This is a genomic window from Neisseria sp. P0008.S002 (genome assembly GCF_051962805.1).
GTDB classification, from domain to species: domain Bacteria; phylum Pseudomonadota; class Gammaproteobacteria; order Burkholderiales; family Neisseriaceae; genus Neisseria; species Neisseria perflava.
The window spans coordinates 262213-287525 of the sequence record NZ_JBQCUY010000002.1 but is presented as its reverse complement, the minus strand read 5'-3'; the positions used below and the strand labels follow the sequence as shown (position 1 = coordinate 287525).

Annotated in this window: 26 protein-coding genes; 16 read left to right on the top strand and 10 right to left on the bottom strand. The window is 47.4% G+C overall.

Annotation, left to right across the window (positions count from 1 at the left end; all coding sequences use genetic code 11):
• Positions 1–34 precede the first annotated feature (34 nt).
• From hisF to hisC, 6 genes are all read right to left on the bottom strand, one after another.
• Entirely contained in the window at positions 35–802 is a 768-nt protein-coding gene (gene hisF, locus ACTHSA_RS03280) for an imidazole glycerol phosphate synthase subunit HisF (RefSeq protein WP_049336730.1), read from the bottom strand.
• A gap of 40 nt (positions 803–842) precedes the next feature.
• Complete coding sequence (locus ACTHSA_RS03275; protein WP_004519651.1) at positions 843–1160, bottom strand: hypothetical protein; 318 nt, start codon at positions 1158–1160, stop codon at positions 843–845.
• Between the two features lie 178 nt (positions 1161–1338).
• Positions 1339–2076 (bottom strand): 1-(5-phosphoribosyl)-5-[(5-phosphoribosylamino)methylideneamino]imidazole-4-carboxamide isomerase, encoded by a 738-nt coding sequence (gene hisA, locus ACTHSA_RS03270; RefSeq protein WP_049336731.1) that lies wholly within the window; start codon positions 2074–2076, stop codon positions 1339–1341.
• Positions 2077–2148: 72 nt separating this feature from the next.
• Positions 2149–2793: an imidazole glycerol phosphate synthase subunit HisH gene (hisH, locus tag ACTHSA_RS03265; RefSeq protein WP_049336732.1), complete on the bottom strand. Its 645-nt coding sequence runs from the start codon at positions 2791–2793 to the stop codon at positions 2149–2151.
• Positions 2794–2962: 169 nt separating this feature from the next.
• Positions 2963–3919, bottom strand: coding sequence for an imidazoleglycerol-phosphate dehydratase HisB (hisB, locus tag ACTHSA_RS03260; protein WP_070587450.1), 957 nt, complete (start codon positions 3917–3919; stop codon positions 2963–2965).
• Between the two features lie 19 nt (positions 3920–3938).
• Complete coding sequence (gene hisC / locus ACTHSA_RS03255) at positions 3939–5024, bottom strand: histidinol-phosphate transaminase (protein WP_049336735.1); 1086 nt, start codon at positions 5022–5024, stop codon at positions 3939–3941.
• A 217-nt stretch (positions 5025–5241) separates the two neighbouring features.
• Here hisC and ACTHSA_RS03250 point away from each other — a divergent pair, with 217 nt between their 5' ends.
• From ACTHSA_RS03250 to rplS, 9 genes are all read left to right on the top strand, one after another.
• Positions 5242–5598: a DUF2069 domain-containing protein gene (locus tag ACTHSA_RS03250; RefSeq protein ID WP_049336736.1), complete on the top strand. Its 357-nt coding sequence runs from the start codon at positions 5242–5244 to the stop codon at positions 5596–5598.
• Entirely contained in the window at positions 5595–7427 is a 1833-nt protein-coding gene (locus ACTHSA_RS03245; RefSeq protein ID WP_049336737.1) for a PglL family O-oligosaccharyltransferase, read from the top strand. Before ACTHSA_RS03250 ends, ACTHSA_RS03245 begins: the two co-directional genes overlap by 4 nt.
• A 206-nt stretch (positions 7428–7633) precedes the next feature.
• Positions 7634–8311, top strand: a complete 678-nt coding sequence (gene misR / locus ACTHSA_RS03240) for a two-component system response regulator MisR (RefSeq protein WP_004519643.1) — start codon at positions 7634–7636, stop codon at positions 8309–8311.
• Between the two features lie 15 nt (positions 8312–8326).
• A complete protein-coding gene (locus tag ACTHSA_RS03235; RefSeq protein WP_004519642.1) occupies positions 8327–9724 on the top strand; it encodes a HAMP domain-containing sensor histidine kinase in 1398 nt (465 codons plus the stop codon).
• Between the two features lie 55 nt (positions 9725–9779).
• Entirely contained in the window at positions 9780–12176 is a 2397-nt protein-coding gene (locus tag ACTHSA_RS03230; RefSeq protein WP_440378797.1) for a GNAT family N-acetyltransferase, read from the top strand.
• 75 nt (positions 12177–12251) lie between these two features.
• Entirely contained in the window at positions 12252–12500 is a 249-nt protein-coding gene (rpsP, locus tag ACTHSA_RS03225) for a 30S ribosomal protein S16 (protein ID WP_003684452.1), read from the top strand.
• 15 nt (positions 12501–12515) lie between these two features.
• Complete coding sequence (gene rimM, locus ACTHSA_RS03220) at positions 12516–13025, top strand: ribosome maturation factor RimM (protein WP_070625118.1); 510 nt, start codon at positions 12516–12518, stop codon at positions 13023–13025.
• A complete protein-coding gene (gene trmD / locus ACTHSA_RS03215; protein WP_004519639.1) occupies positions 13025–13774 on the top strand; it encodes a tRNA (guanosine(37)-N1)-methyltransferase TrmD in 750 nt (249 codons plus the stop codon). The genes rimM and trmD overlap by 1 nt, the downstream gene beginning before the upstream one ends.
• Positions 13775–13788: 14 nt before the next feature.
• Positions 13789–14154, top strand: a complete 366-nt coding sequence (rplS, locus tag ACTHSA_RS03210) for a 50S ribosomal protein L19 (RefSeq protein ID WP_003679470.1) — start codon at positions 13789–13791, stop codon at positions 14152–14154.
• Between the two features lie 211 nt (positions 14155–14365).
• Here the strand turns inward: rplS and ACTHSA_RS03205 are convergent, their stop codons facing one another.
• Positions 14366–15775, bottom strand: coding sequence for a PepSY-associated TM helix domain-containing protein (locus tag ACTHSA_RS03205; protein WP_049336743.1), 1410 nt, complete (start codon positions 15773–15775; stop codon positions 14366–14368).
• A gap of 343 nt (positions 15776–16118) precedes the next feature.
• On the opposite strand from ACTHSA_RS03205, the gene greA reads away from it, so the two are divergent.
• Together greA and ACTHSA_RS03195 are read left to right on the top strand one after the other, a co-directional pair.
• A complete protein-coding gene (gene greA, locus ACTHSA_RS03200; protein ID WP_039862094.1) occupies positions 16119–16595 on the top strand; it encodes a transcription elongation factor GreA in 477 nt (158 codons plus the stop codon).
• A 98-nt stretch (positions 16596–16693) separates the two neighbouring features.
• Positions 16694–17122, top strand: coding sequence for a DUF4149 domain-containing protein (locus ACTHSA_RS03195; RefSeq protein ID WP_004519635.1), 429 nt, complete (start codon positions 16694–16696; stop codon positions 17120–17122).
• A gap of 135 nt (positions 17123–17257) precedes the next feature.
• On the opposite strand, the gene ACTHSA_RS03190 is transcribed toward ACTHSA_RS03195, so the two are convergent.
• Complete coding sequence (locus ACTHSA_RS03190) at positions 17258–18019, bottom strand: OmpA family protein (protein ID WP_070587458.1); 762 nt, start codon at positions 18017–18019, stop codon at positions 17258–17260.
• Positions 18020–18461: 442 nt separating this feature from the next.
• Between ACTHSA_RS03190 and ACTHSA_RS03185 the strand changes: the two genes are divergently transcribed.
• Positions 18462–19412 (top strand): CysB family HTH-type transcriptional regulator, encoded by a 951-nt coding sequence (locus ACTHSA_RS03185; RefSeq protein WP_049344882.1) that lies wholly within the window; start codon positions 18462–18464, stop codon positions 19410–19412.
• Between the two features lie 86 nt (positions 19413–19498).
• On the opposite strand, the gene fnr is transcribed toward ACTHSA_RS03185, so the two are convergent.
• A complete protein-coding gene (fnr, locus tag ACTHSA_RS03180) occupies positions 19499–20233 on the bottom strand; it encodes a fumarate/nitrate reduction transcriptional regulator Fnr (RefSeq protein ID WP_039862092.1) in 735 nt (244 codons plus the stop codon).
• A gap of 162 nt (positions 20234–20395) precedes the next feature.
• Here fnr and hemN point away from each other — a divergent pair, with 162 nt between their 5' ends.
• The 4 genes from hemN to ACTHSA_RS03160 all read left to right on the top strand — a co-directional run bounded on the left by hemN (position 20396) and on the right by ACTHSA_RS03160 (position 24164).
• Entirely contained in the window at positions 20396–21817 is a 1422-nt protein-coding gene (gene hemN, locus ACTHSA_RS03175; protein WP_004519630.1) for an oxygen-independent coproporphyrinogen III oxidase, read from the top strand.
• A gap of 131 nt (positions 21818–21948) precedes the next feature.
• Positions 21949–22281: a hypothetical protein gene (locus ACTHSA_RS03170; RefSeq protein WP_004519629.1), complete on the top strand. Its 333-nt coding sequence runs from the start codon at positions 21949–21951 to the stop codon at positions 22279–22281.
• 612 nt (positions 22282–22893) lie between these two features.
• Positions 22894–23139, top strand: coding sequence for a DUF1289 domain-containing protein (locus ACTHSA_RS03165; RefSeq protein WP_004519627.1), 246 nt, complete (start codon positions 22894–22896; stop codon positions 23137–23139).
• A gap of 38 nt (positions 23140–23177) precedes the next feature.
• On the top strand, positions 23178–24164 hold the full coding sequence (locus tag ACTHSA_RS03160; protein ID WP_004519626.1) for a TraB/GumN family protein: 987 nt from the start codon (positions 23178–23180) through the stop codon (positions 24162–24164).
• A gap of 99 nt (positions 24165–24263) precedes the next feature.
• Here the strand turns inward: ACTHSA_RS03160 and argF are convergent, their stop codons facing one another.
• Positions 24264–25259, bottom strand: coding sequence for an ornithine carbamoyltransferase (gene argF, locus ACTHSA_RS03155; RefSeq protein WP_107737777.1), 996 nt, complete (start codon positions 25257–25259; stop codon positions 24264–24266).
• Positions 25260–25313: the final 54 nt, after the last annotated feature.

Genomic DNA, 25313 nt, shown 5'->3' with positions numbered 1-25313 from the left:
TTTCCCATATTTTCAGACGGCCTTTGGATAGTAATCACAAACGCACTTCAATTCCTGCTTCACGCATGGCCAGTTTTGCTTCGCGGATGCTCGCTTCGCCAAAGTGGAAAATACTGGCGGCCAATACCGCATCGGCCTTCCCGTCCTTAATGCCGTCCACCAAGTGTTGAACAGAACCGACGCCGCCAGAAGCAATGACCGGAATATCGACCGCTTCGCTGACCGCGCGTGTCAAAGGCAGGTTGAAACCTTGCTTGGTGCCGTCTCGGTCCATACTGGTCAGCAAAATCTCGCCTGCACCGCGCCGCTGCATTTCGACAGCCCATTCCACCGCATCCAAACCGGTCGGATTACGTCCTCCGTGGGTAAAGATTTCCCAACGGGTGTTTTCAGGGTTAACCGCTTTGGCATCCACGGCAACAACAATCGCTTGCGAACCAAAAAAACCGGCCGCTTCGTTTACCAAATCAGGATTGGTTACAGCGGCCGTATTGATGCTGGTCTTATCGGCACCGGCATTAAGCAGACGACGGATATCGGCAACCGTACGGACACCGCCGCCGACGGTTAATGGAATAAAAACTTGTGAAGCGACTGCCTCAATAACGTGCAAAATAGTGTCGCGATTGTCGCTGGAGGCAGTGATGTCCAAAAAGGTCAACTCATCCGCGCCTTCATCGTTGTAGCGTTTGGCAACGTCAACCGGATTGCCTGCATCGCGCAGACCCAAAAAGTTGACACCTTTTACCACGCGACCGTCTTTTACATCCAGACAAGGAATAATTCGTTTTGCCAATGCCATACTCAATACCTATTATCCGTTATCAGGCCGTCTGAAACCGTCAGGCCAAAAATTTGCTCAACCAATCCGGCAAATGTTGCAACAGCTGAAAATAACCAATGCCGGCTATCATCGCCAAAACACAGGAAATAATGAAATTGCTGTCAATGCGGCCGACAATGGAAAAAATTAAACCGGCAAATGCCCAGATTATCCCGTTGAAAATCATCCAATAGGTATCGATAATCGGCAAATCAAACGCCGTCAGCTGCCGCAATATCACTGCAATCAGTGTAAACCACAAACTTTCGCTTAGCGGATACACTTCGCGGTCGGATGACCAGATAATCCAAAAACCCAAAACAAACGCTTCAAGCATACCAATCCCTTAATAAAATAAGATATTGAGTGAGTTGTTTTTTTATAATTATTTCAGACAGATTTTAAGTCTAAGGACTTTGCAAAATGCCGCTTTTGAAGGCATTTTCAGCTATACGCCAACTCCTGCGCTGTTACACCTTGCAAAGCCCCAATCTGCATAATTAAACGCACTTAGGTCAAGCCAAAGAATCGGCCATTTTTTGTGCCTGTGCGAAATCAATACTTCCCTCATAAATTGCGCGGCCGGTAATCGCACCGCTCACACCCTCTTTTTCGACGGCACACAATGCGTGGATATCGTCCAAATTCGTCAAGCCGCCGGAAGCGATAATCGGGATATTCACTGATTGAGCCAATTTGACGGTGGCTTCGATATTCACGCCGCTCATCATACCGTCGCGACCGATATCGGTATAAATAATGCTGTTGACGCCATCGTCTTCAAAACGCTTGGCCAAATCGACGACATGGTGTTCCGTTACCGTTGCCCAACCGTCTATCGCCACCATACCGTCTTTGGCATCCAAGCCGACGATAATCTGACCCGGAAAGGCCTTACATGCTTCGCGCACAAATTCAGGATTTTTTACCGCGGCCGTACCGATAATCACATCGGTCAGACCCAAATCCAAATACTTTTCGATGGTGCCCAAATCACGGATACCGCCGCCAAGCTGTACCGGAATATCTTTAACCACGGCGGCCAAAATTTCTTTAATCGCCGGAAAATTTTGAGGAACGCCTGCGAATGCGCCGTTCAAATCAACCAAATGCAAACGGCGTGCGCCTTGATTGCGCCAATGCAACGCCATCTCTGCCGGCGAGTCGGAAAACACCGTCGCCTGCTCCATCAAACCTTGTTTTAAGCGAACACAGCGTCCTTCTTTCAAATCAATGGCAGGTACCAACAGCATTTTCTTCTCCTCTATTCAATTTCAGTATATTTTACACAAATTAGCGATTTTTAGCAGATTTATGTTAAAGCCTCAAATCTGCCAATTTAAAAAATTACGCAGCAGCAGCAATCCTGCCTGATGGCTTTTTTCCGTGTGGAATTGTGTGGCAAATACATTGTCCTTACCGACAATGCAGGCAAATTCATTCGGATATTCACTGACACCTAAAATAATCTCTTCATTTTTCGGTGCAAAATAATAGCTATGGACAAAATAGAAATACTCGTTCTGCCCAATGTCTTGAAATAAAGGATGCGGACGGGTTTGGCGCACTGTATTCCAACCCATATGCGGCACTTTCAGACGGCCTCCCTGTGCATCGGTTTGATTGGGCAAAAACCGTTTTACTTGTCCTTCAAACCAACCCAAACCATCTGTATCGCCTTCTTCGCTGTGTTCGAACAATAATTGCGCACCTACGCAAATTCCAAAAAACGGCTTGTTTTTCAGGCCGTCTGAAACCGCCTCGCCCAAACCGCTTGCCTTCAGCGCCGACATACAATCCGGCATGGCGCCCTGCCCCGGAAAGATAACCTTATCCGCCGCCATCACCTCTTCAGGCCGCGAAGTCAGATAAATTTCAGCATTTTGATTGGACAAGGCCTGCGCCGCCTGAACAGATTTCAATACTGAGTGCAGGTTTCCCATTCCATAATCGACAATCGCTACTTTCATTGTTTCTCCTCAGGCCGTCTGAAAACATTTAATGATTAATATAATAATAAGAATGATTGTAGCAAAAGATGGTTTAAAACAAAATATTGCCACTATACAAGACAAATAATAAAAGGCCGTCTGAAATCCCAATCGGTTTCAGACGGCCTTTATTCATTCACACGATGCCTTATTCTTCAGACGCGGCTTCCGCTTCTTCTTGAACAGATTCTTCACTCAGCGTGCCTTTGGTAGAAGGTGTTTGACCCATCATGCGCGGATCGTATTCGACCGCCATGCGCAAGGCGCGGCCGAAGGCTTTAAAAACGGTCTCGGCTTGATGATGTGCATTACGGCCGCTCAAATTATCGATGTGCAAGGTCATCATACTGTGATTCACAAGGCCGTGGAAAAATTCTTCAAACAAATCAACATCAAAACGGCCAATCAGGGCGCGGGTAAAGTCGATGTTATACACCAAACCAGGACGGCCGGAAAGATCGATGACCACGCGGCTCAACGCTTCATCCAGCGGAACATAGGCATGACCGTAACGGGTAATGCCGGCTTTATTGCCAAGCGCCTGTTTCAAGGCCTGACCCACCACGATACCGATGTCTTCAACCGTGTGATGGTCGTCAATGTGCAAATCGCCTTTACAGGTAATATCCAAGTCAATCAAACCATGGCGCGCCACTTGGGCAAGCATGTGTTCAAGGAAAGGAACGCCGGTATCCAAGCGGTATTTACCGGTACCGTCAAGGTTGAGGCTGACGGTGATTTGGGTTTCGCAGGTATTGCGGGTAACGGTAACAAAACGGTCTTCGGTTGAAACACCAGCTTCGACTGCTTCGACAGTTTGTTTTTCCAAACGCGCCACTTCAACCGCTGCTGCTTTTTCTTGGTCTTTGCTGTGATCACGGTTCAGCCAGCCTTTGCGTTTGTGCATGCCGGATTCCAACTTCGCAGCCAGGCTCGGACGAATGCCGCGTGCAGACTCATCGCCTGCTTGTTGTTCCAAACGGCGTTTGAGCTGAGACAAAGAGGCGGAGTTTTCATAACCGCACGCGCGTGCAAGCTTGGTCAATGAACCGGCTTCTTCAACCAGTAACAGAAAATTGGTCAAATGCAGTTGAGCTTTGTTCATAATGGTAGTTTCCTTGGAATCAAAGATTGGGGTAAAGGTTTCTAATAACGGCCAAGACAGCATCATTTTGCGCTGCCGAGCCTATGGTTATGCGGACACACTGATCCAAAAGCGGATGGCTGCCATGCAGTTTTTTAATCAGTATGCGGTATTGCTTCAATGTTTCAAACAGCCCGTCCGCATCAGGAACGCGAACGGTAATAAAGTTGGCTTCGCTCGGAAAAACTTCCAAACGGTTTAATTTCAACAATTCATTCATCACGCGCGAACGCTCGTTTTTTAATATATCAATGTTTTGCTGAATGATTTGATGATGTTTCAATGAGAATTTTGCCGCCGCCAAGCTTAATTGATTCATATTGTAAGGCGGAAGGATTTTGGCCAGTTCACCCATAATGCTTGGACTTGCCGCCGCATATCCCATCCGCAAGCCTGCAAAGCCGATTTTACTGATGGTGCGCATTACGACCAGGTTTTCGACTTCGCCCGCCCACGGAAGGAAACTGTCATGATGAAACGCGCCATATGCCTCATCGACAACCACAATGCCGGTTGCCGCACGAATGACCGCCTCTACTTCTTCTCGTTTAAAGCACACGCCGGTAGGATTATTGGGATAGGCAATAAAAATTAATGACGGCTGATGTTGCTCAATCGCAGACAAAACGGCAGGAAGATTTAAAGAAAAATCCGGATTTAAGGGAATACCGACATATTCCATACCATAAAGCGCGGCATTATGACGATACATAACGAAACTTGGCTCAATACCCAATACACGCGCATTTGGTTTGGCAACCAGCATAGTCAAAAACTGGATAAGCTCGTCTGAGCCGTTGCCCAATGCGATTTCCGCTTTATCGGGAATACCGAAAATTTCCCTCAATTCTTCATAAATCCCGCTCTTGGCAGTATGGGGATACAAATGAATCGGTGCCTGCTTTGCCAAGTCCGCCCATTCTGACAACAAAGATTCATATCCGGCGAAAGGATGATGCGGACACTCCATAGCGTCCAACTTAATAAAACCTTCCGGCAAATCAGCAACCTGATAGGCTGTCATTACTTTAATATCATCACGGATAACTTCAGCAACGCGATTCATGGTTTTCTATCCTCCTGAGATAAAGTATTTATAATAGTAGCACAATCTTTATTAGATATATATATTAATAAGACTATAAAACAAGATAAAGTTTCATTAATTTGAAGAAAAAACAATAAATCCTTTCTTGAGCATCTTTAAGCAATATTCTTGGCTTACCCCGCCTTTTTAGCGGTATAATTTTAAGTTTTCCAGTACGGCTTACGCCCTCAATCTTGTGAATAATACACGCTCCCCATTACCTTATCTTGCAACGTCCATAAGCCTTATCCTGCTGATTCTGCTTTCCTTGTCGTGGGAATTGTGGATCGCTCCATTGCGCGAAGGCGGCTCATGGTTGGCACTGAAAGCCCTGCCTTTGTGCTTGCCGTTGACCGGTATTTTGAAAAAACGCATCTACACTTACCAATACAGCTCCATGCTAATTCTGATTTACTTTGCCGAAGCCTGTATGCGCCTGGCTGACACAGCCGTCGCCAGCCGGATTTGCGCCGCCGTTTCCGTATTATTGTGCATTGCCTTTTTCCTCGGCTGCCTTGCATTTATCAAACAACAAAAACACACATCAAAATGACCTACCACACACTTTCAGACGGCCTGACCGAATCTTCAGTGAAAACCTTTTGGCCTTTATGGCTCAGCTTTATTTGGATTTGCGCCGTCCCTTTTCTTTCACTCTACCGAGTCGGCCCACTACCCAGCTTTTATCTGGAAGCCATTTCACTGAGCGGCTCATTGGTACTGACATTGATTAGCGCACACAAAGGCCTGCTGAATATCCGTCTTCCCACACTCAGTATCGGCCTGTTTGCCATGGCTGCATTTTGGTTGCTCCAAGCACGCCTCATGCATTCCACCTACCCCGGCATGAGCGATATTACCGCCTGGACATTTGTCATTTTGGCACTGGGCGCATGGTCGGTGCGGGGCTGGGTAGCAGCTTACGGACAGGAACGCGTCGTCAGCATCTTCGCTTGGTCTTTATTGATAGGGGCAACCATACAGGCCTCCATCGTCTGGCTGCAATTTAAAGGCTGGTCCAACGTAGAGTGGTTGAACGGCATCATTGCCCGAAGCAACGGCACCGTAAACGGTCAACTCGGCCAGCGCAATCATTTGGGACATTATTTAATGTGGGGCATTTTGGCGGCATCCTATTTATGGACGGCACGCAAAATGTCCAATACAGCAGGTTTTCTGTTTGTATTGGCTTTGACCGCAACCCTCGGCCTGGTCAACTCACGCACCATCTTAGGCTACATTGCCGCCCTATTCCTGATTACACCGTTATGGTTTTGGCGTACCCGTTTCCAACACAAACGCGCACTGTGCATTTTCCTTCTGACCGCCATCCTGGCCGCCGCTTTCCAATTCGGCATGGGCAGCCTATTGGATTTGTTTGGCAACATCAAATACGAAACTGCTGTCGAACGCGCAGGCACCAGCGGTTTTGAAGGCTCCATGCGCCAAATCGAATGGAGCAAAGCATGGATTGCCTTTCAATCCGCACCTTGGTTCGGCCATGGCTGGAACAGCTTTGCCCAACAAACCTTCCTGATCAATGCCCAACAACAATACTTCCCCAACAACATCCTCGGCGTACTGTTTACCCATTCGCACAATATCGTCATGCAGTTATTGTCCGAAATGGGCATTGTCGGCACCTTGCTCGCAGCCTTAACCCTGCTTGCAGCCGTATGGCGACTGTTGGGACGCAACCAAACACCGGCCTCGCTGTTTTTACTGACAGCCGCCGCCGTCAGCCTCTGCCACAGCATGCTTGAATATCCACTTTGGTATATCTACTTCCTCACCGTATTTAGCCTGATTCTGTCGTTGACACCCTCTTATCCGAAAGATGTTTCAGACGGCCCTTTATCTACCCGAATCAGACAGTGGGTAGGCGGTATAGCTGCTTTATCGATTTTAATCGGCATGGCAAACCTCAGCTGGGAATATCAAAATCTGACCCAATATAGCCGTGTAGGGAAAACCGACGATCAGCAAACAGTTCAAAACAAAATCGACGGCTTGCAACGACTTTCCAAAGAAAGCTCCATGCTTGCCTATTACGCTGATTTGAGCTTGAGCAAACGTGCAGACCCGACCGATGCCTACATCCGTCCGTGGGCGGAAGAAGCAGCACTCAAAGCCCTGACCTACCGCCCCTACTCCAGCGCCTACCAAGTCGGCCTTTACCTCTACCGACAAGGCAAAAAAGAAGAAGGTGCGCAATGGATGCAGGCAATGCAATATTATTATCCTTATATGATGTATTTCTACGCTGACAAAATACGCAGTCACCCGGCATTCGCTCCCTTGCTGCCCAAACTTTTGTCTGATTGCAAAGATTTCATCAACGCACCGAAACACCAAACCGCCCAATCATGCGACAAACCCTGAACAAAACACACCCAATTGTCAGTTTGTCCTTACAGGCCGTCTGAAAATGTAAAGAGCAGCGAGTTTCTATGCAAAAAAGCGCAAAAGCACAGAAAATTACGCTATCAACAAAAGCAGATTGCATGTTAAGATTGAACACAACTCTATTTTAAGCGCCGTACTGCCATTTAGTACCGCAGCGCATACAATCACGAAAAGGAAATTCCATGAGTCGCGTATTACTCGTAGATGACGATGCTCTCTTGACCGAATTGCTGACCGAATACCTGACTGCCGAAGGTCTCAACGTTCATAGTGTTCCCGACGGCGAAGCCGGCGTTCAAGAAATTCTGACCGGACAATACGATGTCGTCGTATTAGACTCCATGATGCCTAAAATGAACGGTTTGGACGTACTGAAAAACGTACGCACCCAAAGCACCGTACCCATCATCATGCTGACCGCGAAAGGCGACGACATCGACCGTATCATCGGTCTGGAAATGGGTGCGGACGATTATGTTCCGAAACCATGTACACCGCGCGAACTCTTGGCACGCATCAACGCCATCCTGCGCCGTGCGCAACACAGCACCGAACAAAACAACGCGCCTAACAGCATTTCTGTCAGTGACGTCGTTTTGTACCCGGCAAAACGCCAAGCCAGCATCAAAGACACTCCGCTCGAGTTGACCAGCACCGAATTCAACCTGCTCGAAGTTTTGATGCGCCACGCCGGACAAGTCGTCAGCAAAGAGACCCTGTCTATCGAGGCACTCGACCGCAAACTGGCTAAATTTGACCGCAGCATCGACGTACACATCTCCAGCATCCGCCACAAATTGGGCGATGCCTCCCTGATTCAAACTGTACGCGGCTTAGGCTACCTGTTTGTTAAAAACTAAAGATTAAACAGATCAATGAAACTGTTTCAACGCATCTTCGCCACATTTTGCGCAGTCATCGTCTGCGCAATCTTTGTGGCGAGTTTTTCATTTTGGCTGGTACAAAACACCCTCGCCGAAAACCAATTCAACCAACGCCGCACCATCGAAACCACATTGATGAGCAGCATCATCTCCGCGTTTAACTCGCGCGGAGACAGCGGTGCGCGCGAAATTCTTTCCGAATGGAAAAACAATCCGGTTTCCAATGCCGTTTATGTGATTACCGGCGACGATAAAAAAGATATTTTAGGCCGCAACATCGACAGCCTGTCCATCGAACGTGCCCGCATCTTTGCCATCAATAACCCCGAATCCGATTTAGCCCACATCGAATACGACCGTTTCGGCGAAGAATACCTCTTCTTCATTAAAGGCTGGGACAACCATCAGGCTCAACGCCTCCCTAGCCCGCTCTTTATTCCCGGCCTGCCGCTTTCGCCTATTTGGCATGAATTTATCATTCTGTCTTTCATCATCATCGTCGGCCTGTTGATGGCATACATCCTTGCCAACAACATCACCAAGCCCATTAAAATTCTTGGCGGTGGCATGGACAGGGTAGCCAATGGCGAACTCGAAACCCGCATTTCCCAGCAAGTTGACGACCGTGACGACGAATTGTCCCACCTTGCCGTGCAGTTCGACAAAATGGCCGAGAAACTGGAAAAACTTGTTGCCAAAGAGCGTCATTTGCTCCACCACGTTTCTCATGAAATGCGCTCGCCGCTGGCACGTATGCAGGCGATTGTCGGCCTGATTCAATCTCAGCCGCAAAAGCAAGAGCAATACCTCAAGCGCCTTGAAGGCGAATTGGTGCGCATGGATACTCTGGTCGGCGAATTGTTGACCCTATCCCGCTTGGAAACTTCCAATATTCCTTTGGAAAAAGAAAACCTCAAACTCGTTCCGTTCTTAACCAACTTGATTGAGGACAACCAAAGCATTGCCCACCAAAACAACCAAAGCGTTACCCTGAGCATTGACCCAAAAATCCCCGAAAATGCCGTGGTCAGCGCCAACGAAGGCTATCTATACCGCGCCTTTGACAACGTTATCCGTAATGCCATCAATTACAGTCCGGAAGGCAGCACCATTCAAACCCATATCGGACAAGACGGCAAACACTGGATTATCGATGTGACCGACAACGGTCCGGGTGTCGATGAAATGCAGCTTCCGCATATCTTCACTGCCTTTTATCGCGCCGACTCCAGCGCGCACAAGCCCGGTACAGGTTTAGGGCTTGCATTGACACAGCACATTATGGAACAGCACTGCGGTAAAATCATTGCTGAAAATGTCAAACCCAACGGCCTGAGGATGCGTTTTATCCTTCCCAAAAAGAAAGCCGGAGACAAAAAAGAAGTCTAAAAATAAGGCCGTCTGAAACTTTTCAGACGGCCAAAAACACAAATAAGGAACCATCATGAGCGCAACCGTCCAAACCGGCTCCGGCTACTTCTTCATGCCTGAACACATCATCCTCGTCGGCGCCAGCGAACGTCCGCACAGCCTTGGCGAACGCATTTTCAGCCACCTGCTCGGTTCCTCATATCAAGGCAAAATCACCCCCGTCAATCTTCGACACAGCAGTGTAGCAGGCATTCCCTCCTACTCCAGCCTCAGCAAAATCCCGGGACAAGCCGATTTGGTTGTTGCCGTTATCCCGCCCGACCATTACGACTCGCTGTTCAAAGCCTGCCGTAAAAAAGACCTGCACCACATTATTCTGATTCAAGATTGGGAAAACCTACCGCCCGAATCCTGCAAAAACGCCCGTTCCACCATTCAAAAACATCACGGCGATGAATTGAACATCACCGTATGCAACAGCGCAGGCATCCAACTTCCCTCGCTCAACCTCAACATCGGCACCCAAACCGACTATCCGGCCGGCCATATCGCATTACTCACCGGCCACAGCACCGTCAGCCGCAACATCAACCACCTGCTGAACACGCTGCACCAAGGCGTATCACGCCACATCAGCCTCAACTATAACCTAAGCCCTACTACATCCGCCGACTGGCTCAACCGCTTCGGCCACAACCGCCATACCAAAGTTGCCGTGATCCACTACAATCCGGCCGAAAACCAACGCGAGCTGTTCAGTGCCATCCGCCACTTTACACGCCACACTCCGCTTATCCTATTGTCCACACACTACACCAACGACACAGACAAAGCCATCCTGCGCAGCCTCAGCCGCCATTGCAATTTCCAACCGGTATTCAATACCGCCGAACTGGAAGCAGCCCTAAAAGCCCACCTTTCCGGCATTCCCGTCATTACTAATCCCACTATTCTGTCCGACACGCCGATAGAATGGCTGCGCACTACCGCCGATGCCCGTGAATTGACCCTCGACCTCCCAACCGATGTACCATCCATCCGACAAGGCTGCATCGGCAGCAACCCAACGCCTGCACGCATCCACCGTCTGGCACTCGAACAATTACAAAATCCGCATACTCAAGCCCTGCTTGGCATTATTTCGCCAGATACGCCGGATGCGTACAGCATTCATCAAACTCTGGATAATTTGGCACAAAAAACCAGCAAGCCCATTCTCGTCAGCTATCGTTTTTCAGACGGCCTGACTCGGTTCAACACGCCGGAAGAAGCCTTACTGACACTTTATTTCCGCAATCAAACAACCTATTTGCAACAAATACAAAATACCCCTGCCCCAGCCAAAACAGGCCGTCTGAAAACACCTAAAAGCAAAAGTATCGATAAAGCCATTGCTTCCGGCCAAACCGAACTGATGGCGGAAGCCCTATACCTGCCTCCGTGCCAAACCCAAAAACACAATGCCGTCCAATTCCGATTCAACCGCCATGCCATTTACGGCAATATCCTTACCGCCCATTACAACGGCAAAACCGAAGCCGCATTACCTCCTTTTACCACACTCGATATCCAGCGTTTAAGCCAGTTTGCAGAACTTGACAACACTTCCGTTCTCAATCAATTCCTGCATTCCCTAAACACGCTTATCCACAACAACCAGCATATCGGCGACATCATCCTCAACTACAACGGCAGCCAATACAGCAGCACCATCATTCCCAAAATTGTGGAAAAACCAGCCACGCCGACAACCAAAATCCCCAAAAAAGCCGTCCAAACCTTAGAACAGGCCGCCGCTAAAATGCAAAGTGCCGCCGCCTACCTCCAACAAAAAAATCCGGTCGCAGCCGAGTTTCTACGCAACACCGGCGAAGCCGCGTCCGAACTACTGCACCCTAAAACCGAAACTCCCGAGATACAAAACGTACTCGCACCCTATCCGAGCCAAACCGATACCTTTACCCTGCCCGACGGCAACACACTGCACATCCGCGCACTAGAACCTGAAGATGCCGAAGCCAAACAAAAATTTGTCCGCCAATTACCCGCGGCCGACCGCTATACGCGCTTCATGACCCATACCAACGAGTTGCCGCCGCCGACACTCGCACGGCTGACCCGTCTCGATTTCCATGCCGAATGCGCGTGGGTAGCCTTCGCTTCAGACGGTCGTATCGTCGCAGTTAGCCGTTACAGCCGCATCAATCGTAATGAGTGCGAGTTCGGCATTACTTTAGCACCTGAAACACGCAAAACCGGCTTGGCCGGCAAAATGATAAGCCTCATTATCCAAACTGCCACACAGCAAGGTTATCAAATCATGAATGCGGAAATCCTCAAAGAAAACACACCGATGCTCAAACTCGCTGAAAAATCAGGATTTACCGTCACTCCATCGGAAACCGACCGCGGCCTGTATCAAGCAAGCCTCGATTTGAACGAATGGCAAAACAGCAACAAAAACAAATAAAAACTTGCATAACCCGTGTAAAATATCCTAAAATTAGCGGTTTCTATATATCCGCATTTTTCAAAAGGACTCAAAATGGTAGTTATCCGTTTGGCTCGCGGCGGCTCAAAACACCGCCCTTTCTTCAACGTAGTCGTAACTGACTCTCGCAACCGTCGTGACGGCCGCTTCATCGAGCGCGTAGGTTTCTACAACCCCGTTGCCAACGAAAAACAAGAACGTGTACGTTTCGACGCAGACCGCATCAACCACTGGGTTGCTCAAGGTGCGAAAGTTAGCGACGCAGTTGCCAAACTGATTAAAGAGCAAAAAATCGCTGCTTAATCAGCTGAAACGACCATGACAGACACTCAAACACGGGTAGCCATGGGCTACATCAAAGGTGTGTTCGGCATTAAAGGCTGGCTTAAAATTGCCGCCAATACCGAATATACCGACAGTCTGCTGGACTACCCAGAGTGGCAGTTGTGCAAGGATGGCAAAACCCTGAATGTTGTGCTTGAGGCAGGTAAAATTGTCAATGGCGAACTTCAGGTCAAATTTGAAGGTATAGACGATCGCGATCAAGCATTTGCCTTGCGCGGCTATACCATCGAAATTCCCAGAGAGTCATTCGCCCCTACTGAAGAAGACGAATACTACTGGGCAGATTTAGTCGGCATGACCGTCATCAATAAAGAAAACATTGTCCTCGGCAAAGTCAGTAACCTGATGGAAACCGGCGCGAATGATGTTTTGATGATTAAAGGCAAACACGGACAAATCCTGATTCCCTTCGTCTCCAACTATATCGAATCTGTCAATACCGACAGCAAAACTATTATCGCCGACTGGGGTTTGGATTACTGATGCTGATTCAAGCCATCACCATTTTTCCAGAGATGTTCGACAGCATTGTCGAATATGGTGTTACAGGCAGGGCAAGAAAACAAAACCTTTGGCAATTTCAAGCCGTTAATCCCCGAAAATTTGCCGACAACAAACTTGGCTATATCGATGATCGCCCCTTCGGAGGTGGTCCGGGAATGATTATGATGGCGCCGCCGCTTCAAGCAGCAATTGAAGAAGCCAAAGCAAACTCGCAAAAACCTGCCAAAGTAATTTATCTCAGTCCGCAAGGTCAGTCGCTGACACATAAAAAGGCCGCAGATCTTGCCGAACTGCCCCATCTTATTCTTCTATGCGGACGCTATGAAGGCATAGATGAAAGACTATTGCAAAGCAGTGTGGACGAAGAAATCAGCATTGGCGACTTTGTCGTCTCAGGTGGCGAATTACCCGCCATGATGTTGATGGATGCTGTCTTAAGATTGGTTCCGGGCGTATTGGGCGATATACAGTCAGCCGAACAAGACTCGTTTTCAGACGGCCTTTTAGACTGTCCTCATTACACCAAACCCGTAGAATTCCAAGGCATGACAGTTCCTGATGTCTTACGCTCAGGGAATCATGGCTTGATTGCCGAGTGGCGATTGAAACAATCACTGCGACGCACTTTAGAGCGCCGACCCGATTTATTGGAAAAGCGCAGTTTAATCCCAAAGGAATCCCGCCTCTTAAAAGAAATCTTGCAAGAGCAACAGGAAATCCAATCATAACTTAGGAAAAACAAATGAACTTGATTCAACAATTAGAGCAAGAAGAAATCGCTCGCTTGAACAAAGAAATCCCTGAATTCGCTCCAGGCGACACCGTTGTCGTATCTGTACGCGTAGTTGAGGGTTCTCGCAGCCGTCTGCAAGCATACGAAGGTGTTGTTATCGCTCGCCGCAACCGTGGCCTGAACAGCAACTTCATCGTTCGCAAAATCTCTAGCGGCGAAGGTGTAGAACGTACTTTCCAACTGTACTCTCCTACCGTAGAAAAAATCGAAGTTAAACGCCGTGGTGACGTACGTCGCGCCAAACTGTACTACTTGCGCGGCCTGACCGGTAAAGCAGCTCGCATTAAAGAAAAATTGCCTGCTCGCAAAGGTTAAAGCCTTCATCAAAAACCCACTTCAATGAAGTGGGTTTTTTGTTTTTATACAAGAACGCCTTGTCTTTCTTACACAATCCTGTAAGCCAATCACAATTCCCATCTCACGCATAAACTTAAACAGAATTATAACTCCCCCTGCTTCTTTTAACCTTTATAACAAAGGCCGTCTGAAACAAAAGATGCAGACGGCCTTTAATCACATCAGACGGTTATTTAAACCATCTTGCCAATGCTGGGATACGCGACAACAACAGTGTATCCAAAATCCAAATAACAGCGATTGCAGCAATGGCCGTTGGAAAAATCACAGCCAAAATCAGAAGTGGCACAGCCATTGCCCACCATACCGGAAATTTAATTTTCTGTGCAGGAGGAACTAAACCTCGCGCTTCCGAAGGACGGCGTTTCCACCACATTACACAACCGCTGACACAGATAAAGATAATCGCCAGGCAGAACAAGACATTTGCCAATACGCTCCACCAGCCCAGCGTACCCATATGCAAAGCAATGCTTGCCGCCATGAATTTACCAAACCAGTTGTAATCATCGAAATGAATATCAGCCAGGATTTTGCCACTGTATTGATCAATGTGTACCGTACGATCCGCAGTCGGACTAATCATATCGTAGCTCATTGAGTCTTGCGACAGCGTCCATACACCGGTCTCACCCTTAGGCAAATTAAGCTGATAGCGACCTTTAAAGCCAATTTCGCGCGCAAAGCGGTCAACCGTCTCCAACGTCATCGGCTCACTCGGATTAATGCCGTTTTCGCCCATTGTCGTACCGGAAACCGGCATAGGCGTCAGCTCCAAAATCCACGGCACTTCTTTGGATTTACCGTCGTTCAGCACATCACCATGGGTTGATACGGAAGATACAGGATTAGGCTCCACGCCCCATTTACCCGTAGGAAATTGACTCCACGCTTGAACCACTTTACCACCCCAAATACCTGCCCAAGCAACGCCCGACAGACAGAACAGCAATAAAATCAAAGAAACCCAAGAGCCAAATGCACCGTGCAGGTTGCGCCACCAAGAACGACCTTTGCCTGCTTTAGGTAAAAAAACAGCCTTCAGACTACGCTGTTTTACCCACCACAAATAAATACCGGTCACAATCATGATGATGGTTAGCGACGCAGCGGTTTCCAACAGGTAGTCCCCTGTCGCCCCAATCATAATATCGCCGTGGATTTCATCCATCGTGTGATACCAGCCTTGACCGCGCGGCATCGTGTTCACGACTTTTGCCGTATAGGGATCAACGGCAACCATAGTGGCTTTATCGTCATTGTTCACGCGGAATACGGCAACCATATCATCTGTGCGCGGCGCAATATACTGCACCACAGAGGAAGTTTCCGGATTCACAAACTGTCTGGCAGCTTCAGCCTGAGCCGACAAAGGCTGAACCACTGCCTGAGGCGTAACATGTATGCGCTCGCCTTCTTTACCGGTAATATTGGCAAATAGCAGCATTCCCAACCCTGTAACAGCCAGCAGGGTTAAAAACGGCGCAACCAAAAGTCCGGCATAAAAATGCCATCGCCAAACAGTCAAATAACGGCGGTTAGCCTGTTGTTCATTTTGGGAAGTTGGTTTTGTTTCCATATATTCTCTTTATATAGTCAAAGCAGACTAATTATTACGAATTAGTATCAGGCATTTTAATCAAAAACATTCATTTAAGAAACCGTTTTTCCGATGCAGCTTTGAAATACTTCAATATTTAGTTTTCAGGCCGTCTGAAAAACAAAATAGACAGAAAACAACACTTTACTGAAAATCCGTTTTAATTATTGCGGTTTCGGCAGAATTTGGTAGAATACAGGCATTACTTATTTATTCATCAAGCCGCCAAGCTTTGGCGGCTTGTATTTTTATTTCCAATCCGGCTACCGCGCGTGGCCGGATAAAATTTTAAAAGCATCATCATGCTTTCATGGAGAACTCAATGCAAAAAATCCCTTTGACCGTCCGTGGTGCAGAATTGTTGAAACAAGAACTTCAACACCTCAAAAGCGTAGCACGCCCAGAAGTCATTGAAGCCATCGCCGAAGCACGTTCACACGGCGACTTGTCTGAAAACGCAGAATACGAAGCCGCCAAAGAGCGTCAAGGCTTTATCGAAGGCCGCATTGCCGAGTTGGAACACAAACTCTCTATGGCGCACATCATCAACCCTGCCGAAATCCATGCAGAAGGCAAAATTGTGTTCGGCACAACTGTGACACTGGAAGATTTGGAAACCGAAGAACAAGTTACCTACCAAATCGTCGGTGAAGATGAAGCAGACATCAAAGAACACAAAATCTACGTTGGCTCCCCCATTGCCCGAGCCCTGATCGGCAAAGAAGAAGGCGACGTTGCAGAAGTTCAAGCACCCGGCGGCGTGCGTGAATATGACATCATTGCCGTGCAATATATTTAAATAAACAAAAGGCCGTCTGAAAACATTTTCAGACGGCCTTTTGCTGTACCTAAAAACACCATAATCAAAGAAAATAAAATCTTCACAGGAGAAGCATAATGAATCTACTATACAAAATTATCCAAACCGCTGCCGCCATGTGGCTTGGTATGCAGCTGACAGCAGGCTATGTTACTGCCCCTATCCTATTCCGCATCCTGCCCAAAATGCTGGCAGGAGAAATTGCCGGCATTTTATTTGCTATTACAGCACTTTGTGGCTTAGTTATTTTTGGCGCAGCCTATGCCTTTTTCAGACGGCAGCTGGCCTTACTTTCTTGGTGGATATTGGTACTTTGGCTACTCTTAGCCTGTAATCATCTTTTGGTTACGCCGGTTATCGAGGCACACAAGTACGGACTAGATAACTGGTTACTGTCCCTAGTAGGTGGAACATTCGGCGTTTGGCACGGCTTATCCAGTATCATCTTTTTGATTTGTACAATACTCGCCGCTGTTTGCGTATGGAAATGGCCCAAGTCAAACTAATCTGTCTTAATAAAAGGCCGTCTGAAAATAAGTCTTTCAGACGGCCTTTTATTTTGAATCATGAATTCCCCGACTCTTCAAATATAAACCATAAAAAAATGCCCTGCAATATGCAGGGCATTTTTCAAAAACCGATTAAGGTTTAGCGTAACCGTGAACGCCATTGTAAGGAGCTGGGATCCAACCTTCATCAGTAGCAGGCAATTCGCCTTGACCTTCGATAGTTTGACCTGGAGCAACTTGACGAGTAACCACGCTGCGGATTTTAACATCAACGCGGCGGTCAGGCTCGATACAAGCGATAAGAGCAGCACGTTTCTTAGCTTTAGAAACTTTTTTGCCCAGTTTAGCAACTTCAGCTTCACAAGTAGCAGTCATTTGAGCTTGAGATTCGCCCAGACCTACTGCAGAGATTTTGCTAGAAGCAACGCCACGACCTACCAAGTAGTTAGCAACTACGTTGGCACGACGCTCAGACAGAGCTTGGTTGTATTGCTCAGAACCCATGAAGTCAGTGTGACCTTCAACACGTACAGTTTGTACGCTTTCGTTGCTCAGGCGTTGAGCCAAAGCGTTCAGGTTCTCTTGAGCTTCAGGACGCAGGTTGTCTTTGTCGAAGCCGAACAGAGTTTTAGAAGACAGGGAAACAGTTTCATCAACATACTCAGGAGCTTGTTGTACAGGAGCAACTGCTTCGCGGTCACCACATTCAACACGGCCTTCGGTAGCTTTGTCGAAGTAGCTGTTTTTCCAGCATTCGCCGTAGTTGTTACGGACGATTTCTTGAGATTGGCTGCTTACGGTGTAACCGTGTTTGGTGTGCGCTTCGCTGGCCATAGCGGTGCCAGAGGCAACCAAGGCAACGAACAATGCGCTTAATTTCAGCTGTTTGGTCATTTTATTCCCTCATCAAATTGTTATGCGGCGGACTAGGAAAGCAACCGCTGCAAAGTACCAATATACAGGCCGCAGTATCAAAACAGCGGCAAATCGGATATATCAGGTTGCACTATAAAGAAGCGCAAGGCAAACTGTCAATACTCGATGCCTTCAAACAATCATGAAGTGCCTGCTTCCTAGTAGTTAATCATGCCGAAAAATCAATCTTGTGTCATTAATTTAGGGCAAAATCAGACAATTCACCTACCTAAAGTTGTACAAAAACAACAAAACCCCTTTCCCTCTTCTTTCCTGAATTTCCTGTTTTCATATCATTAAAAGATATTTTCATTAAAAACAACCATTTTCAAAACTCGGGGCAAAACTGGGCAAAATATGTTAAATTACATGCCGTTTGTCGCACAAAATCCACAATAACAACGTATTCGGTACTACTACCATGAAACTGCAACAATTACGTTACGCCCTTGAAGTTTACCGGCACAATCTGAATGTCTCCGAGGCTGCCGATGCGCTTTTTACATCCCAGCCCGGCATTTCCAAACAAATCCGCCTGCTTGAAGAAGAATTGGGTATCCAAATTTTTATCCGCAGCGGCAAACGTGTGGTTTCCGTTTCGCAACCGGGCAAAGCCGTATTAGAGATTTCGGAACGGATTTTGCGTGATGTACAAAACATTAAAAATATCGGCAGCGAGTTTACCGATCACGACAGCGGCTCGCTAACCATCGCGACAACGCATACCCAGGCGCGCTATGCTTTGCCCAAAATCGTTGCGGAATTTGTCAAAAACTACCCTAAAGTCAATTTGACCATCAAACAAGGCAGCCCTTCTGCCATTGCCCAAATGGTCAGCAGCGGAGAAGCAGATTTGGCAATTATTACCGAACGCATTGACGATCACCCCGAGTTGGGCAAACTACCCTGCTACGAATGGAACCATGCCGTGATTGTTCCGCACGATCACCCTCTTTTGGACTGCCGCAATCCTTTAAGCCTTGAAGATTTAGCTTCTTTTCCGCTAGTTACTTACGAATTTGCTTTTAATTCCGGCAGCAGCATTGCGCGTACATTTAATAAAGCGCATATTGAGCAACCTGATGTTGCCTTATCGGCTGCCGATACAGATGTATTGAAGACGTATGTCCGCTTAGGCTTGGGCGTTGGTTTAATGGCGAAAATGGCGTACGATCCTGCGGTCGATCAAGATTTACAGCTGATTGATGCGGCACACTTATTTGAACCATCACCCACTTGGATAGCCTTACGCACCGATACCTACCTGCGCGGTTACGCGTATGACTTTATCCAGATGTTTGCACCGAAACTGACCAGAGAAGTAGTCGACCGCATTCTGTACACGCCGGTTGTTGAAGATTTTTCAATTTAATATCTGACTATAACTTGCGTAACTTAACAATTATTCTTTAATTCTTGTTAAAAAGGCCGTCTGAAATATTTCAGACGGCCTAAGATTCAGATAGCGTGCGAACAACCAGAAACCATTTTCTTCAAGGTTGTCGCATCTAAGATTTTGATGTGCTTGTGTTCAACAGAAATCAAGCCTTCATGATGGAATTTAGACAAGGTGCGGCTGACTGTTTCCAGTTTCAGCCCCAAATAGCTGCCGATTTCCTCACGCGACATCCGCAAGATAAAATCATTGGCGGCAAAACCTCGTGAATAGAGACGCTGAGACAGATTGAGTAAGAATGCTGCCAATCGCTCTTCAGCGCGCATATTGCCCAAAAGCAGCATAACGCCCTGATCTCGGACAATTTCGCGGCTCATCAAGCGGAAAAAGTGAGAACGGAGGCTGGGAATATCCTGACCAAGTTCTTCAATATGTGTAAACGGAAGCTCGCATACCTCGCTGTCTTCCAAAGCCACAGCATCACAGCTGTGAATATGGGAACAAATCCCATCCATACCGATCAGCTCGCCCGACATAAAAAAGCCGGTTACCTGATCTCGTCCATCTTGGCTGGCAACTGTTGTCTTAAAGAAGCCCGCACGGATGGCAAATAAAGAGGTAAACGGCTCGCCGGCACGGAACAGGTATTCACCTTTTTTCAGACGGCGGCTTTGACGGATAACCGCGTCTAATTGTGAAAATTCGTTAGGCATCAGTCCGACAGGCAAACACAGCTCGCGTAAAGAACATGTGGAACACAAGGTTTTCATTTGATGTGTTGCATTGTGTGTGGCCATAACGCACCTTTAATTTGCTTAGTTCTCTCAATCCCTGATGAAGCCGAATAACTATTGACCCATGTCAAAGTTGGCATATCATTATGAGGCATTCTACCAAACTATCGAAATTTTGACTAAAATTTTCCCTAATTTCCTTACTTCATACTACAAGCCCCGACCATGAAAATCATCCCTATCTCAAATAACACTAACACAAACAATGAATTACCGGAATTCGACCGCGAATTGATTGCCAGTTTGCCATCAAGCGGTCCACGTTATACATCCTATCCGACCGCCGACCGCTTCCATGAAGGCTTTAAAGAAGCCGAATATATCCAAGCTTTAAACCTGCGTAACATGGGCGCGCTCAACAAACCCCTTTCACTCTACATCCACATCCCCTTCTGCAATACCATCTGCTACTACTGCGGCTGCAACAAAATCATTACCAAAGACAAAAGCCGTGCCGATGCCTATATCCAGTATCTGGAAAAAGAAATGGAGTTGCTGGCACCGCATTTAGGCGGACGACACCAGCTTGCGCAACTCCACTTCGGCGGCGGCACGCCGACATTCCTAAGCGACGACCAACTCGAACGCGTCTTCGAAATGATCCGCAAATACTTCCAGCTCATCCCCAACGGCGAATACTCCATCGAAATCGACCCGCGCAAAGTCAGCCGCAAAACCGTCCTCAAACTGGGCAAACTCGGTTTCAACCGCATGAGTGTCGGCATTCAAGACTTCGATCCTAAAGTGCAGGCAGCCGTCAACCGTATCCAAAGTTACGAAGAAACCAAAGAAGTCATCGATGCCGCCCGCGAAGCAGGGTTCAAATCCGTCAGTGTCGATTTGATTTACGGCCTGCCGCACCAAAACACCGAAAGCATCAAAACCACCATCGACACGGTCTTGTCGCTTGACCCTGACCGCCTCGCCCTCTACCACTACGCCCACCTGCCGCATATCTTCAAACCGCAACGCCGTATCGACACCAATGTCGTTCCCGGCAGCGAAGAAAAACTCGATATGCTGCAATATTGCGTCCAAACCCTGACTGAGCGCGGCTACGTTTTCATTGGCATGGACCACTTTGCCAAACCTGACGACGAACTCTCCATCGCCCTCAAAGAAGGCTTCCTGCAACGCAACTTCCAAGGCTACTCAACCTATGCCGACTGCGATTTGGTAGCGATCGGCGTGTCCTCTATCGGCAAAATCGGCAGCACCTACTCCCAAAACGAGCGCGACATCGATGCCTATTACGCCGCTCTTGATGCCGGACATCTGCCGATTATGCGCGGCTACCAGCTTGATCAAGACGATATCCTGCGCCGCAACATTATTCAGGATTTAATGTGCCGCTTCTCGCTTGATTATCAAATTTACGAAAGCGTGTTCGGCATTCCGTTTAGCCGCTATTTTGCAGCCGAACTGGAAGATATGAAGCAACTTGAAACCCTCGGCCTGGTCCGTCTCAAACCGCACAGCCTGACCGTGACACCGAAGGGCCGTTTCCTGATCCGCAACATCGCCATGGTGTTCGACTACCATTTGCGCCATAAAGAAACCAAAGCCAAATACTCGCAAACCGTATAAACAGGAATGGAAAAGGTCGTCTAAAAATTTTCAGACGACCTTTGTTTTTATTTTCAATACTTTCGGGTAACATAAAACCATATTTTCCGCTTTATCAGAATTCAAAGTTAATTTGTATAGGCGCGTATCCTATGGTTACCGAACAGCAAAACGATATCCTCAGCATCAATCAAGTACAGCTTCTCCTTGCAGAAAAACGCACGGCACTTGCTATCATGCGTACGGGCATTGCCGTTTTCGCACTCCCTTTGTCTATTTTCAGTGCGCTGATTGCGACATCGAAATGGTACGAGGCCGTTGATGTTTGGCCTTTGCTCGTACTGGTCAGTCTGATGAACATCAGCTTGATTATTTTCTCGGTCTATCTAATTACCCGCTCGCTCCGTAGAATGCACCAATATGACCAGCTGATTGCCGATATCAAATACAACAATCAGTCTTTGCGCAAACTGATTAAGTCATAAAATGCAGATAGTTGGGGCTACACATAGGTCGTCTGAAAATCAAAATATAGCGGAACTCCAAATATGTATTAAAACATGATTCTGCCAAACATACCGTAATTATTCTTGGTGACGTTACTGTACACTTTGCTCCCCCATTTGAATCGATACGATACCATTGAAGTAATTGGGATTAAAATGAACAACAAATATAAAGAATGGATAAAAATCATACTGCTCCCTCATTTAATAACGGCTATTTTTTTAGGGCCAGCAATAATTGTTTTTTGGTCAGGTGGATTTATCGGTCTCTATTCTGTTATAAACGTGTTCAGTGAATTAGGATCGCTTAAATATTATATTTATATTGGAATTCCTTTAATTTTTATAATGTTCTTACTTGGGTTTTATTGGAGAAATCTGAAAATAGGGAAGATACTGACTTCTTCTGCGATATATTTATGGTTTCTCTTAGGTTTTTTATGCCTAGGGTGGCAGATATAAACTTATTGAAATGATCAACTCAATTGGATATTAGGAACCCTGCTGGATACACCGATCGTGTGTAGACAAATACGAATGCAGTCTGCAATTTTGGTTTGTCCAGTCTCTTGTCTCAAACGCTTTTAAAATATGGAACAACCTGATTTTTTCCCCATCCCCAGTCCCTGCATCGGCGTTTGTGAAGCCAATGCCAAAGGCTATTGCAAAGGCTGCCTGCGCAGCCGGGAAGAGCGCTTGTACTGGCTCCAGATGACCGACAGCCAAAAGCATCAAGTCATGCACCTTCTATCCCTCAGGAAAGCCAAAATCCGCAACCGCAAAATGGAAAAAACCGAAACGGGCGAACATCCGGTTCAAAACCTGCTCGATTTCTAAATTGCCCTTGCCTACCGCACACCACAATAAGGAAAAACATGAAAAAACTGCTTGCCTGCCTGCTTGTGCCATTGACTGCCCTCGCCCTGGGCGCCTGCAAACCCGCCGCGATCTCACCCGACAACAAACCTGCCGAACTTAACTGGCAGCAGCCTAAACTGACCAGCAATGTTTGGAAAATCAGCAAAGAAGGCCAACCCGATTCCTACCTGCTCGGCACCATCCACATGGGACGAACCAATCAAACTTTGTCTTCCGATGCGGTCAAACTGTTGCAATCCACCAACCAACTGACCACAGAAATTGACCCACTGCCGGACAGCAGTCCGGAAACGAAAAAAATGTATCAAAAATACTTCAAAGAAGTCATGAGTACCGAACCGCTTAGCCGCAAGCTTGGCAAAACAGATTTCCGTCTTTTACAAGAAATCTATTCAAAAAATGAAGAAAGCCGACCCATCACCAGAATTGCCGACAAACTCCACCCGTGGGCAGCATTGGTTTTTGCCGGCAGCGCATTTCCCCAAGGATATAGCGCAGAAACCGGTGCAGATATGTTGCTGACCAACGCAGCAGTCAATATCAACAAACCGCGTAGTTCATTAGAAAGCTTGGACGAAGTTTCCGCAATCTTCAAAGCACAGCCTGAAGAAACCATGCTCAACTTTCTGAAAGCCAGCATTAAAACCAATAAAGAAGAAACCGAAGATATCAAAAAACTCCATCAAGCCTATTCAGAAGGCCGCTTTGAAGAACTCATCCCACTTTTGGAAGAAACCGAACAGTGCACCCTCAAACGTGTTGATGCTAAACACGCCAAAGCCATGTCCGATTGGCTGAAAAACGACCTCCTGATCCGCCGTAACTTGGCATGGCTACCTGAAATCCGCAAGCAATCGGCCAAACAAAGCACCCTCTTTGCTGTCGGCATTGCCCATTTACCCAGCGGAAAAGGCTTAATCGAACTATTGCGTCAAGAAGGCTATCAAGTAACGCCCGAACCCAAAGTTCTGATTTGGCAATAAACTCCAATCCAACAACAAGGCCGTCTGAAAGTCTTTCTTTCAGACGGCCTTTATTTAATCTCTATTAAATGAAGCGGTAAGCAGCGTTGAGCGTAACAATCAATCGCCCAATGCAGCTACCATCACCGCTTTAATCGTGTGCATCCGGTTTTCTGCCTGATCAAACACAATGCTGGCTTCGCTTTCGAAAACTTCTTCCGTTACTTCCACACCATTCAGACCGAATGTCTCATAAATCCATTCACCGACTTTGGTTTCACGATTATGGAAAGCAGGCAGGCAATGCATAAACTTGACTTGCGGATTTTCCGCCGCCGCCATCAATTCAGGCGTAACTCGGTAATCTTTCAGCAAATCGATACGTTCCTGCCACGCCTCTTTAGGCTCACCCATGCTGACCCACACATCGGTATGGATAAAATCCACGCCTTTTACGGCTTCTTTCACATTCTCCGTCAACAGAATCCGTCCGCCGGTCTCTTTGGCAACAGCCTGCACCGTCTCGATAATGTTTTCAGACGGCCACAAACTTTTCGGCGCACCGATACGCACGTCCATGCCCAGTTTCGCAGCCAACACCAGCAACGAATTGGCCATGTTGTAACGCGCATCGCCGACATAGGCAAACGCAATTTGGTTCAAAGGCTTGTCGCTATGCTCGCGCATCGTCAGCGCATCAGCAAGCATTTGAGTCGGGTGGAACTCGTTGGTCAAACCATTGAACACAGGCACGCCTGCATACTTGGCCAGCTCTTCCACCACATCCTGCCCAAAGCCGCGATATTCGATACCGTCAAACATCCGCCCTAAAACGCGCGCCGTATCCTTAATACTTTCCTTATGCCCAATTTGGCTGGCAGACGGCTCCAGATAAGTTACCCCTGCCCCTTGATCACGCGCAGCCACTTCAAACGCGCAACGGGTGCGGGTTGATGTTTTCTCGAAAATCAGGGCAATGTTTTTTCCCTGCATCCGCTGCACCTCGCGCCCTGCTTTTTTAGCAGCTTTCAATTCGGCGGCAAGGTCGAGATAGGTGGTGATTTCTTCCGGCGTAAAATCCAAAAGTTTTAAAAAATGGCGGTTTTTCAGGCTCATGTCTTATTTCTCTTTTTTCTAGCGTGGGCGTTGCCCAACATTTTTCTCCATGCA